The sequence below is a fragment of the Streptomyces sp. NPDC058683 genome (assembly GCF_042716195.1).
In the GTDB taxonomy this organism is placed as follows: domain Bacteria; phylum Actinomycetota; class Actinomycetes; order Streptomycetales; family Streptomycetaceae; genus Streptomyces.
In genome coordinates, this window is sequence record NZ_JBHXSK010000005.1 from 261,771 (window position 1) to 274,466 (window position 12,696).

Annotated in this window: 10 protein-coding genes and 1 riboswitch; of the genes, 9 read left to right on the top strand and 1 reads right to left on the bottom strand. The window is 70.2% G+C overall.

All coding sequences use genetic code 11. The features are described 5' to 3' along the window. The first annotated feature begins 32 nt into the window (after nucleotides 1–32). The 8 genes from shc (at nucleotide 33) to ACFWXC_RS07970 (ending at nucleotide 9,133) form a co-directional block, all read left to right on the top strand. Nucleotides 33–2,024, top strand: a complete 1,992-nt coding sequence (gene shc, locus ACFWXC_RS07935; RefSeq protein WP_384474767.1) for a squalene--hopene cyclase — start codon at nucleotides 33–35, stop codon at nucleotides 2,022–2,024. Further along, nucleotides 2,025–2,666 (top strand): 1-hydroxy-2-methyl-2-butenyl 4-diphosphate reductase, encoded by a 642-nt coding sequence (locus ACFWXC_RS07940; RefSeq protein ID WP_384474769.1) that lies wholly within the window; start codon nucleotides 2,025–2,027, stop codon nucleotides 2,664–2,666. 5 nt (nucleotides 2,667–2,671) lie between these two features. Then, on the top strand, nucleotides 2,672–3,694 hold the full coding sequence (gene hpnH, locus ACFWXC_RS07945) for an adenosyl-hopene transferase HpnH (protein WP_362718698.1): 1,023 nt from the start codon (nucleotides 2,672–2,674) through the stop codon (nucleotides 3,692–3,694). Between the two features lie 4 nt (nucleotides 3,695–3,698). After that, nucleotides 3,699–4,856: a flavodoxin-dependent (E)-4-hydroxy-3-methylbut-2-enyl-diphosphate synthase gene (gene ispG, locus ACFWXC_RS07950; RefSeq protein WP_384474772.1), complete on the top strand. Its 1,158-nt coding sequence runs from the start codon at nucleotides 3,699–3,701 to the stop codon at nucleotides 4,854–4,856. Between the two features lie 27 nt (nucleotides 4,857–4,883). Beyond that, complete coding sequence (gene dxs / locus ACFWXC_RS07955; protein ID WP_384474775.1) at nucleotides 4,884–6,887, top strand: 1-deoxy-D-xylulose-5-phosphate synthase; 2,004 nt, start codon at nucleotides 4,884–4,886, stop codon at nucleotides 6,885–6,887. Further along, on the top strand, nucleotides 6,884–8,269 hold the full coding sequence (locus tag ACFWXC_RS07960) for an aspartate aminotransferase family protein (protein ID WP_384474778.1): 1,386 nt from the start codon (nucleotides 6,884–6,886) through the stop codon (nucleotides 8,267–8,269). Before dxs ends, ACFWXC_RS07960 begins: the two co-directional genes overlap by 4 nt. 121 nt (nucleotides 8,270–8,390) lie before the next feature. Beyond that, nucleotides 8,391–9,014: a helix-turn-helix domain-containing protein gene (locus ACFWXC_RS07965; protein WP_384474781.1), complete on the top strand. Its 624-nt coding sequence runs from the start codon at nucleotides 8,391–8,393 to the stop codon at nucleotides 9,012–9,014. After that, nucleotides 9,011–9,133 carry a DUF6126 family protein gene (locus ACFWXC_RS07970; RefSeq protein ID WP_351743314.1) on the top strand — a complete coding sequence of 41 codons (123 nt, stop codon included), beginning with the start codon at nucleotides 9,011–9,013 and terminating at the stop codon, nucleotides 9,131–9,133. Before ACFWXC_RS07965 ends, ACFWXC_RS07970 begins: the two co-directional genes overlap by 4 nt. A gap of 22 nt (nucleotides 9,134–9,155) precedes the next feature. Here ACFWXC_RS07970 and ACFWXC_RS07975 read toward each other — a convergent pair whose 3' ends face one another. Then, the gene (locus tag ACFWXC_RS07975; RefSeq protein WP_384474784.1) at nucleotides 9,156–9,953 is read right to left on the bottom strand and encodes a tyrosine-protein phosphatase; all 798 of its coding nucleotides are present in this window, start codon (nucleotides 9,951–9,953) and stop codon (nucleotides 9,156–9,158) included. 174 nt (nucleotides 9,954–10,127) lie between these two features. Between ACFWXC_RS07975 and ACFWXC_RS07980 the strand changes: the two genes are divergently transcribed. Next, nucleotides 10,128–12,224 (top strand): alpha-galactosidase, encoded by a 2,097-nt coding sequence (locus tag ACFWXC_RS07980; RefSeq protein ID WP_384474787.1) that lies wholly within the window; start codon nucleotides 10,128–10,130, stop codon nucleotides 12,222–12,224. 308 nt (nucleotides 12,225–12,532) lie between these two features. Beyond that, nucleotides 12,533–12,693, top strand: a riboswitch (cyclic di-AMP (ydaO/yuaA leader). Nucleotides 12,694–12,696: the final 3 nt, after the last annotated feature.

The window sequence follows — 12,696 nt, forward strand, 5'->3', positions numbered from 1 at the left end:
ACGATTTCGCACGACTGCACGAAGGGGAAGCCATGACAGCGACGACCGACGGAAGCACCGGGGCCACCCTGCCGCCCCGCGCTGCCTCGGCCAGCACCGACCTCACCACCCCCGCGGCGGCCGGGGTACAAGAAGCCGCCGAACGCGCCGTGAGGCGTGCCACCGACCATCTGCTCGCCCGGCAGGACGCGCAGGGCTGGTGGAAAGGTGACCTGGAGACCAACGTCACCATGGACGCCGAGGATCTGCTGCTCCGTCAGTTCATCGGCATCCGCGACGAGGCCACGACGGCCGCCGCCGCGCTCTTCATCCGCGGCGAGCAACGCGAGGACGGCACCTGGGCCACCTTCTACGGCGGCCCGGGCGAACTCTCCACCACCATCGAGGCGTACGTCGCCCTGCGGCTGGCGGGGGACGCCCCCGAGGCGCCCCACATGGCGAAGGCGTCGGCCTGGATCCGCGAGCGCGGCGGGATCGCCGCCGCCCGGGTGTTCACCCGGATCTGGCTGGCCCTGTTCGGCTGGTGGAAGTGGGAGGACCTGCCCGAACTCCCGCCGGAGCTCCTGTACTTCCCCAAGTGGTTCCCGCTCAGTATCTACAACTTCGGCCAGTGGGCCCGGCAGACCATCGTGCCGCTCACCGTCGTCTCGGCCAAACGCCCGGTGCGCCCCGCGCCCTTCCCGCTGGACGAGCTCCACACCGACCCGGCCGATCCCAACCCGCCGCAGCCCCTTGCTCCGGTGGCCAGTTGGGAGGGCGTCTTCCAACGGCTCGACAAGGTTGTCCGCGGCTACCGCAAGGTCGCGCTGCGCCGGCTGCGCGGCTCCGCCCTGAACGCCGCCGGCCGCTGGATCGTCGAGCGCCAGGAGAACGACGGCGCCTGGGGCGGCATCCAGCCGCCGGCCGTGTACTCGGTGATCGCCCTGCACCTGCTCGGCTACGACCTCGAACACCCCGTGATGCGCGCGGGCCTTGAGTCGCTGGATCGTTACGCCGTGTGGCGCGAGGACGGCGCCCGGATGATCGAGGCCTGCCAGTCCCCGGTGTGGGACACCTGTCTTGCGGCCATCGCCCTGGCCGACGCCGGCCTGCCCGACGACCATCCGCAACTGGTCAAGGCCGCCGACTGGATGCTCGGCGAGCAGATCGTGCGGCCCGGCGACTGGTCCGTGAAGCGGCCCCAGCTCCCGCCGGGCGGCTGGGCGTTCGAGTTCCACAACGACAACTACCCCGACATCGACGACACCGCCGAGGTGGTCCTCGCGCTGCGCCGGATCAGGCACCACGATCCCGAGCGGATGGAGAAGGCCATCGGGCGCGGGGTGCGCTGGAACCTCGGCATGCAGTCGAAGAACGGCGCCTGGGGCGCCTTCGACGTCGACAACACCAGCCCGTTCCCCAACCGGCTGCCGTTCTGCGACTTCGGCGAGGTCATCGACCCGCCCTCGGCCGACGTCACCGCGCACGTCGTGGAGATGCTCGCCTTCGAGGGCATGTCCCACGACCCGCGCACCCGGCGCGGCATCGAGTGGCTGCTGGCCGAACAGGAGCCGGACGGCTCGTGGTTCGGGCGCTGGGGCGTCAACTACGTCTACGGCACCGGCTCCGTGGTGCCCGCGCTCGTCGCGACCGGGCTGCCCGCCTCGCATCCGGCGATCCGGCGCGCGGTGACCTGGCTGGAGCAGGTCCAGAACGAGGACGGCGGCTGGGGCGAGGATCTGCGCTCCTACAAGTACGCCGGTGAATGGAGCGGGCGCGGCGCCTCCACCGCCTCCCAGACCGCGTGGGCGCTGATGGCGCTGCTCGCGGCGGGGGAGAAGGACTCCAAGGCCGTCGAGCGGGGCGTGCGGTGGCTCGCCGAGACCCAGCAGGAGGACGGCTCCTGGGACGAGCCGTACTTCACCGGCACCGGCTTCCCCTGGGACTTCTCCATCAACTACCACCTCTACCGGCAGGTCTTCCCGCTCACCGCGCTCGGCCGTTACGTCCACGGCGAGCCCATGCCCGAGGCCGAGAGGAGCTGAATGAGTACCACGCCCGCTCCGGCTCCGCTGCTGATCGCCTGCGCGCTCGGCATCGAGCATCTGGCCCTGCGCGCCGGCGAACGCGGCGGCGCGGGCGGGCCGGTCACCGTGTTGCGCACCGGCATGGGCCCCAGGGCGGCGGAACGGTCCGTCACCCGGGTCCTGGCCGACCCGGCGCTCGCCGGTGCCGCCGTCCTGGCCACCGGCTTCTGCGCGGGACTCGCTCCCGGGATGCACCCCGGCGACCTGGTCGTCGCCGAGGAGACCCGGGACCCGCGCGGCAGCGTCCCCTGCGTCGCCACCGAACTCCTCGTGAAAGAACTGGTGCGGACCGTACCCGGCCGCACCGTCCACACCGGCCCCGTCACCGGCTCCGATCACGTCGTCCGCGGTCACGAACGGTCTGATCTGCTCGCGACCGGCGCAATCGCGGTCGACATGGAGTCGGCTGCCACGCTCCTGAGCGCCGTGCACGCGGGCGAGCGCCCGGTTGCGGCCGTCAGGGTGGTCGTGGACGCTCCTGAACATGAACTCGTCCGGATCGGCACGGTGCGCGGTGGGATATCTGCTTTCCGCGTTCTTCGATCCGTTCTTCCAGCTTTTTTCGAATGGCACCGTTCTTTGTTGCTCCCCCGGAGGTGAGCCAGATGGCCATGCCGCTGCGCCAGTCCATCAAGGTCGCGACTTACTTGGCTGAACAGAAGCTCCGCAAGCGGGACAAGTTCCCACTGATCGTGGAGCTGGAACCCCTCTTCGCCTGCAACCTGAAGTGCGAGGGCTGCGGCAAGATCCAGCACCCGGCAGGTGTGCTCAAGCAGCGCATGCCGGTCGCGCAGGCCGTCGGGGCGGTGTTGGAGTCCGGTGCGCCGATGGTGTCCATCGCGGGCGGCGAGCCCCTGATGCACCCTCAGATCGACGAGATCGTGCGGCAGCTGGTGGCGAAGAAGAAGTACGTCTTCCTCTGCACCAACGCCATGCTGTTGCGCAAGAAGATGGACAAGTTCACGCCCTCTCCCTACTTCGCCTTCGCGGTGCACATCGACGGGCTGCGTGAGCGGCACGACGAGTCGGTGGCGAAGGAGGGCGTGTTCGACGAGGCGGTGGCGGCCATAAAGGAGGCCAAGCAGCGCGGCTTCCGGGTGACCACCAACTCGACCTTCTTCAACACCGACACCCCGCAGACCATCATCGAGGTGCTCAACTTCCTCAACGACGACCTCAAGGTCGACGAGATGATGATCTCGCCCGCCTACGCCTACGAGAAGGCCCCCGACCAGGAGCACTTCCTCGGCGTGGCGCAGACCCGCGAGCTGTTCAAGAAGGCCTTTGCGGGCGGCAACCGGCGCAAGTGGCGGCTCAACCACTCCCCGCTCTTCCTGGACTTCCTGGAGGGCAAGGTCGACTTCCCGTGCACGGCCTGGGCGATCCCGAACTACTCGCTCTTCGGCTGGCAGCGCCCCTGCTACCTGATGAGCGACGGGTACGTGCCGACGTACCGCGAACTCATCGAGGAGACCGACTGGGACAAGTACGGCCGCGGCAAGGACCCGCGCTGCGCCAACTGCATGGCGCACTGCGGCTACGAGCCCACCGCCGTCCTCGCCACCATGGGGTCCCTCAAGGAGTCGCTCCGCGCGATGCGCGAGACGGTCTCCGGAAACCGGGAGTGACCGCGTGACCGCCATCTCCCTGGGCCTCCCCGAGGTCCCGGCCCGGCCGGTCGCCGAGCGCCGCGTGTCCCGGCAGATCCATGTCGGGCCGGTGGCGGTCGGCGGCGGTGCCCCGGTGTCGGTGCAGTCGATGACCACGACCCGTACGTCGGACATCGGCGCGACCCTCCAGCAGATCGCCGAACTCACCGCGTCCGGCTGCCAGATCGTCCGCGTCGCCTGCCCCACGCAGGACGACGCGGACGCCCTGGCGACGATCGCGAAGAAATCCCAGATCCCGGTGATCGCGGACATCCACTTCCAGCCGAAGTATGTGTTCGCGGCGATCGAGGCCGGCTGCGCGGCCGTCCGCGTCAATCCCGGCAACATCAAGAAGTTCGACGACCAGGTGAGGGAGATCGCGCGGGCCGCGAAGGACCACGGCACGCCGATCCGGATCGGGGTCAACGCCGGCTCGCTCGACCGGCGGCTCCTGGAGAAGTACGGCAAGGCGACCCCCGAGGCGCTCGTGGAGAGCGCCCTGTGGGAGGCCTCGCTCTTCGAGGAGCACGACTTCCGGGACATCAAGATCTCCGTCAAGCACAACGACCCGGTCGTGATGATCGAGGCGTACCGGCAGCTCGCCGCCCAGTGCGACTACCCGCTGCACCTCGGCGTCACGGAGGCCGGCCCGGCCTTCCAGGGCACGATCAAGTCGGCGGTCGCCTTCGGCGCGCTGCTCTCCCAGGGCATCGGCGACACCATCCGGGTGTCGCTGTCCGCCCCGCCCGCCGAGGAGGTCAAGGTCGGCATCCAGATCCTGGAGTCCCTGAACCTCCGGCAGCGGCGGCTCGAGATCGTCTCCTGCCCGTCCTGTGGGCGCGCCCAGGTCGACGTCTACAAGCTGGCGGACGAGGTCACGGCCGGTCTGGAGGGCATGGAGGTGCCGCTGCGCGTGGCCGTCATGGGCTGCGTGGTCAACGGCCCCGGCGAGGCACGGGAGGCCGACCTCGGTGTCGCCTCCGGCAACGGCAAGGGGCAGATCTTCGTCAAGGGCGAGGTCATCAAGACCGTCCCCGAGTCGAAGATCGTGGAGACCCTCATCGAGGAAGCGATGAAGATCGCCGAGCAGATGGAGCAGGACGGCGCCGGGTCCGGAACACCCGCCGTCACCGTGAGCTGAACAGCACGGACCGAGAGGGGGCCGAGCGTGACGATTCTGGAGACCATCCGGGGACCACGCGACCTGAAGGCGCTGTCCGAGGCGGAACTTCGCGAACTGTCCGAAGAAATACGTGAGTTCCTGGTGCACGCGGTCGCCAGGACCGGCGGTCACCTCGGCCCCAACCTGGGCGTCGTGGAACTGACCGTCGCACTGCACCGGGTCTTCGAGTCCCCGGTGGACCGCATCCTGTGGGACACCGGTCACCAGAGCTATGTGCACAAGCTGCTGACCGGCCGTCAGGACTTCTCCAAGCTACGCGGCAAGGGCGGCCTGTCCGGGTATCCCTCGCGGGAGGAGTCCGAGCACGACATCATCGAGAACAGCCACGCCTCCACCGCGCTCGGCTGGGCCGACGGCCTGGCCAAGGCCCGCCAGGTGCAGGGGGAGAAGGGCCATGTCGTCGCGGTGATCGGCGACGGCGCGCTGACCGGCGGGATGGCGTGGGAGGCGCTCAACAACATCGCGGCCGCCAAGGACCGGCCGCTGATCATCGTCGTCAACGACAACGAGCGGTCGTACGCCCCCACCATCGGCGGCCTCGCCAACCACCTGGCCACCCTGCGCACCACCGACGGGTACGAGCAGGTGCTGGCCTGGGGCAAGGACGTGCTGCTGCGCACCCCGCTCGTCGGCAACACCCTCTACGAGTCGCTGCACGGCGCCAAGAAGGGCTTCAAGGACGCCTTCGCCCCGCAGGGGATGTTCGAGGACCTGGGCCTCAAGTACGTCGGCCCGATCGACGGCCACGACTTGAGGGCGGTCGAGTCGGCGCTGCGGCGCGCCAAACGTTTCCACGGGCCGGTGCTGGTCCACTGCCTCACCGAGAAAGGGCGCGGCTACGAGCCCGCGCTCGCCCACGAGGAGGACCACTTCCACACCGTCGGCGTGATGGACCCGCTCACCTGCGAGCCGCTCGCGCCGTCCAACGGGCCTTCCTGGACCTCGGTGTTCGGCGACGAGATCGTCCGGATCGGCGAGGAGCGCGACGACGTCGTGGCGATCACCGCGGCCATGCTGCACCCGGTCGGCCTCGGCAAGTTCGCCGAACGCTTCCCCGACCGGGTCTGGGACGTCGGCATCGCCGAGCAGCACGCGGCCGTCTCGGCGGCCGGCCTGGCGACCGGCGGACTGCACCCGGTCGTCGCCGTCTACGCCACCTTCTTTAATCGTGCCTTCGACCAGCTGCTGATGGACGTGGCGCTGCACCGCTGCGGGGTGACGTTCGTCCTGGACCGGGCGGGCGTCACAGGGGTCGACGGTGCCTCCCACAACGGCATGTGGGACATGTCCGTGCTCCAGGTGGTCCCGGGCCTGCGGATCGCCGCCCCGCGCGACGCCGAACAGCTGCGCCTCCAGCTGCGCGAGGCGGTCGCCGTGGACGACGCGCCCACGCTGGTGCGGTTCCCGAAGGAGTCGGTGGGCCCGGAGATCCCGGCCGTCGACCGGATCGGCGGGATCGACGTCCTGCACCGCGACGAGGACGCGCAGGTGCTGCTGGTCGCGGTCGGCGTGATGGCGCCGGTCTGCCTCCAGGCCGCGGAGCTGCTGGCGGCCCGGGGCATCGGCTGCACGGTCGTGGACCCCCGGTGGGTCAAGCCCGTGGACCCCGCGCTGCCGGTCCTGGCGGCCCAGCACGAGCTGGTGGCCGTCGTCGAGGACAACAGCCGGGCGGCGGGTGTCGGGGCGGCGGTTTCGCTCGCGCTCGGCGACGCCGAAGTGGACGTGCCTGTACGGCGGTTCGGGATTCCGGAGCAGTTCCTGGCGCATGCCAAGCGGGGAGAGGTGCTGGCCGACATCGGGCTGACGCCGGTGGAGATCGCGGGGCGCATCGGAGCGAGTATCGAGGGGCGGTTCGCCGAAGGGGGTGCCGTGGGGGGTCGTGCGGCGGGTGCGGCGGCGTCTGGGCTGGTCGCGCAGTTCCCCGCGCCCCTTCAGGGCGCCACAGCTGAGGGCGCTTTCATCGATGGCGCTGTCAAGGAGAAGGAATGACTACGGAGTTCGACCTCGGCGCGCTGCTCGCCGAGCGTGGTGGTGAGCGGTACGAGCTGCACAGCAAGTACCTGAACCACCAGCTCCCGCGCATGCTGCACACCATCGGCTTCGACAAGGTGTACGAGCGTGCCGAGGGCGCCCACTTCTGGGACGCGGACGGCAACGACTACCTGGACATGCTCGCCGGGTTCGGGGTGATGGGCCTGGGCCGCCACCACCCCGTCGTCCGCAAGGCCCTGCACGACGTTCTGGACGCGCAGCTGGCCGACCTCACCCGCTTCGACTGCCAGCCGCTGCCCGGACTGCTCGCCGAGCGGCTCCTCACCCACAGCCCGCACCTGGACCGGGTGTTCTTCGGCAACAGCGGCACCGAGGCGGTCGAGACCGCGCTGAAGTTCGCCCGCTTCGCCACCGGCAGACCCCGCGTCCTCTACTGCGACCACGCCTTCCACGGCCTGACCACCGGCTCGCTGTCGGTCAACGGCGAGGACGGCTTCCGGGACGGCTTCGCCCCGCTGCTGCCCGACACGGCCGTCCCCCTCGGCGACCTGGACGCGCTCGCCCGGGAGCTGAAGAAGGGCGATGTCGCCGCCCTGATCGTCGAGCCGATCCAGGGCAAGGGCGTGCACGAGGCGCCGCCCGGCTATCTGCGCGCCGCCCAGGAACTGCTGCGCAAGCACAAGGCGCTGCTGATCGCCGACGAGGTGCAGACCGGTCTCGGCCGCACCGGCGACTTCTACGCCTACCAGCACGAGGACGGTGTCGAACCGGACCTGGTGTGCGTGGCCAAGGCGCTGTCCGGCGGCTATGTCCCCGTGGGCGCGACCCTCGGCCGGGACTGGATCTTCAAGAAGGTCTACTCGTCCATGGACCGCGTCCTGGTCCACTCGGCGAGCTTCGGTGCCAACGCCCAGGCGATGGCGGCCGGGCTCGCCGTGCTCTCCGTCATGGAGAACGACCAGGTCGTCGCGGGCGCCCGGGTCGTGGGGGAGCAGCTCAAGTCCCGGCTCTCCGCGCTGGTCGACAAGTACGAGCTGCTCGCCGACGTACGCGGCCGGGGTCTGATGATCGGCATCGAGTTCGGCCGGCCCAGCTCACTGAAGCTCCGCAGCCGCTGGACCATGCTCCAGGCCGCCCGCAAGGGTCTGTTCGCCCAGATGGTCGTCGTACCGCTGCTGCAACGCCACCGGATCCTCACCCAGGTCTCCGGCGACCACCTGGAGGTCATCAAGCTCATCCCGCCGCTGATCGTCGACGAGTCGGACGTGGACCGTTTCGTGGCGGCCTTCACGGACGTGATGGACGACGCCCACAGCGGCGGCGGCCTGATGTGGGACTTCAGCAAGACCCTCATCAAGCAGGCGGTGGCCAACCGCTGACGCCGAGCGGGGGCCTCCTGCGGGCGGCCCCCGACTTTCCGTCTCCGGCTTTCTGTCTCCGGTTTTTTGTCTCTGAGGCAAGAGATTTGCCGCTGAGGCAACAACCCGGCTCAATAGAGGCATGAACGCCTCAGACCCGGCGCCGTCCGCCGGTCCTGGCGACGAGCTGCCCGCCGTCGCCCCGCAGCTGCGCTCCCTGCGCCGTCGCGCCGGCCTCACCCTGGAGGCCGCGGCCCGGGACGCCGGGCTGTCGCCGGCCCACCTCTCCCGGCTGGAGACCGGGCAGCGCCAGCCCTCGTTGCCGATGCTGCTCTCGCTCGCCCGTGTCTACGGTACGACGGTTTCCGAGTTGCTCGGCGAGACGGTCGCCGACCGGGACGCGATCGTGCGTACCGCGGACATGGAACCGACCAGGGCGGGCGGCTGGACGTACTGGCAGGCCGGCGCGCCCGGCCGGGGCATGCAGGCGCTGCGCGTCCGGGTGCCGTACGGCACCCAGGGCGACATCGTGCGGGTGCATCCCGGCGAGGAGTGGCTGTACGTCCTGCACGGGCGGCTCCGGCTGCGCCTCGGTGACACCACCCACGTGCTCGCGCCCGGCGACAGCGCGCACTTCGACTCGCTCACCCCGCACCGGCTCGCCGCCGAGGACCACGACGGGGTCGAGCTCCTGTTCGTCCACACCCTGCTGCAGAGTCCCCTGGCCGCGTTGTGCCTGGGGCCGATCACTGGAGAGCTGCCGTGAGCAACATCGAGGAGAAGTTCCCCCGGGCCCTGTGGGTCCGGCTGATCATCTACATCGCCGCCGGGCACGTCTTCGCCGCGTTCCTCTACCTGCTGTTCGCCGTAGGCGGCAAGGGCTGAGCGCTCCCGTCTCTGCCCGGCCTCAGTCGAGGAGGCGCCCGCGCAGCCGCTCGCGGGTCTCCGGGGTGAGCTTCAGGCCCTGCTCCAGGTACGTGTCGACGTCACCCCACGTCTCCTCGATGCTCTCGAAGGCCGCCGTCAGATACTCCGCGCGGGCCTCGAAGAGGGGGCTCAGCAGTTCCATCACCTCGGGGCTGTAGGCGCTGTCCCCGCCGCCGCTGCGCCGCACCTTGTAGCGGCGGTGCTTGGCGTTGGACTCCAGGTAGTCGGCGAGGATCGCGTCCCGCTCCACGCCCACCGCGAGGAGCGTCACGGCTATGGAGACGCCCGCCCGGTCCTTGCCGGCCGCGCAGTGCATCAGCGCCGGGACGCTATCGTCGGCGAGCCCGTGCAGCACACGCGAGTGCTCGTCGGTGCGGTCCCTGACGATCACGCGGTACGAGCTGACCATCCGGTTCGCGGCCTTGCCGTCGCCCAGCAGGCCGCGCAACTGCTCGATGTCGCCCTCGCGGACCATCGTCCAGAACTCGGCGCCGTGCGCCGGGTCGGTCAGCGGCAGGTTCACGTTCCGCACGCCGGGCAGCTCGACGTCCGGGCCCTCCAGCTTGTGGTCGGCCGCGTTGCGGAAGTCGAAGATCGTGTGCAGGCCGAGGGAGGCGAGGAACTCCGCGTCCTGCTCCGTCGCGTGCGCCAGATGCCCGCTGCGGAACAGCGCACCGTGCCGGACCCGGCGCCCGTCCACGGTCGGCAGGCCGCCCACGTCACGGAAGTTGCGCACACCGGCCAGCTCGGGCTCGGTCGACGGGACCTGCTGCGTCACGGGGGGCTCCTCCCGGTCGGCCCCATCGGCGCTGCTCGTCGACGGGCACTGGATCGACCATACGACATCGGTTTCCACGGGCAATGAGTTGTCCACAGGCGTTGCCTCCGGGGCCCGCGCCCTTGATGATGTTGGTGCTTGAGCGGATCTGTTGGCACTTGTGTGAGGTTTCTCGTGGTGGACATCGCCGAAAACGGTCGTACCTGGCTCCTGTCGGGCCCGGGCAGCAGCTATGCGCTGCACCTCACGGAGGGCGACGAACTGCTCCACCTGCACTGGGGCCCGAAAATCGGGCTCGCCGACGCCGAGGAGCTCAGCACCCGGGCGCTGCCCGGCTACTGGGCGTTCGAGTCCCCGCTGGACGGCCGCGAGGAGTACCCCGTCGAGGGCGGCCCCCGCTTCGTCCGCCCCGCGCTGTCCGTGCGCACCGAGGAGCGCCGCGGCACCGAGTGGACCTTCGAGTCGTACGAGACGGACGGCGGCGCCGGGGATGCCGCGGCCGGCGAGGAGCTGCGGCTGCGCTTCCGGGACGACGGGATCCTCATCACCCTGCACTACCGGATGCGCGGCGACGTCGTCGAGCGCTGGGTGACCGTCGACAACCACGGGGACGCGCGCGTGGAGCTGCTGCGGGCCGACCCCGCCGCCTGGACGCTCCCCGACCGCGAGGGCTGGCGGCTCTCCCAGCTGCACGGCCGCTGGGCCGCCGAGTCCCGCCTCACCAGCGCGCCTCTCACCTACGGCGAGAAGGTGATCGGCAGCCGCCGCGGCCACACCAGCCACCAGCACCTGCCCTGGGTCGCCCTCGACACCGACGCCACCGAGGAGCGCGGCGAGGTCTGGGGCTGTGCCCTCGGCTGGTCCGGCTCCTGGCGGATCGCCGTCGCCCAACTCCCCGACGCGCGCGTGCAGATCACCGGCGGCGCCGGCTACGACGACTCGGGCCTGCTGATGCTGGCCGAGGGCGAGTCGTACACCAGCCCGGTCTTCGCGGGCCTGTGGACCGACGGCGGCTTCGGCGGGGCGAGCCGCGCCTGGCACGCCTACCAGCGGGCGTACGTCATCCCGGACGCCGAGCAGGACCGGCCGGTGCTGTTCAACTCCTGGGAGGCCACCACCTTCGACATCTCCGAGGAGCAGCAGGCCACCCTCGCCCGGCGGGCCGCCGCGATCGGTGTCGAGCTGTTCGTGGTCGACGACGGCTGGTTCGGCGCCCGCACCAGCGACCGCGCGGGCCTCGGCGACTGGACGCCCAACCCGGACCGCTTCCCCAAGGGACTCAAGCCCCTCGCGGACTACGTGCACGCCCTCGGCATGCAGTTCGGCATCTGGGTCGAGCCCGAGATGGTCAACGCGGACAGCGACCTGTACCGCGCACACCCCGACTGGGTGCAGTACCAGCAGGGACGAAAGCGGACGGAACTGCGCAATCAGCTCGTTCTCAACCTCGCCCGCGAGGACGTCCAGGAGTACCTCTGGGAGCAGCTGGACACCCTTCTGTCCAGCGCCCCGATCGACTACGTCAAGTGGGACTTCAACCGCTGCTTCACGGACGCGGGCTGGCCCGGCGAGCCGTACCCGCAGCGGCTGTGGGTCGACCACGTCCGTGGGCTCTACGCCCTGCTCGACCGGATCCGGGCGGCCCACCCGGGCGTCGCCATCGAGTCCTGCTCCGGCGGTGGCGGCCGGATCGACCTCGGCATCATGAGCCGCACCGACGAGGTGTGGACCTCCGACAACACCGACCCGCTGGACCGGCTCGCCATCCAGCACGGCTTCAGCCAGATCCACCCGGCCCGGGTGATGTCCGCCTGGGTCACCGACAGCCCGAACCACCAGCTCAACGGCCGGGTCAGCAGCCTGCGTTTCCGCTTCGTCAGCTCTATGGCCGGGGCGCTCGGGGTCGGCGGCGACCTCTCGCAGTGGACCGAGGAGGAGCTCGCCGAGGCCGGCCGCTGGGTGGAGCTCTACAAGGACATCCGGCCCCTGGTGCAGCGCGGCGACCAGTTCCGGCTGCGGCCGCCGACCGGCGGGCTCAGCGCCGTGCAGTACACGCTCGGCGACGAGACCGTGGTCCTCGCCTGGCTCCAGGCGCAGAGCTACGGCGAGCCGATGCCGGCGCTCCGCTTGCAGGGCCTCGACCCGGCGGCGTCGTACGAATGCCGCGAAACGGGCGAAGTGCATCGAGGTGCCGTTCTGCTGCACCACGGGCTGCGCACCGAGCTGCGCGGCGACCTGGATGCGACGGTTCTCCGGCTGCGTCGCATCTGAGCCTTCTGACCGATTTGGTGCCTTCATTGCAACTCGGTGCGGAATAAGGGGACGTGGCGTGACGTGCGTGAGGAGCGTCATATTCGTGACCGTCCGTCGCGCGTCATGTTCACGTAATTCCCCTGCTTTTCAAGGGGATCAGGAAAGCGCGGAAGGGTGGAATTCACGGAGGGTGACCGGGGATTCCCGTAACGGATCAAGCGAAACTCGGACAGAGGGAATATGCCGCTTGTTTACGCGCGCCCTACTCGCTTACGTTCGCCACGCATCCGGACGGAACGCCGAATCCTGCCGCCGCCCGGAGTCCCCACACACACTCACCCGTGCCTGGCAGGAGCGGGGGACCCACCAGGTATGACCGCCTGTTCCGGTTCCCGGGACGGCTAGGGGTGTAGCCACGCCTTCCCGCGTGGCCGGGCAGCTCCAGCCCGAACCCGACAGCTCACCTCGCAGGCGCCGGAGAGGAATGCGT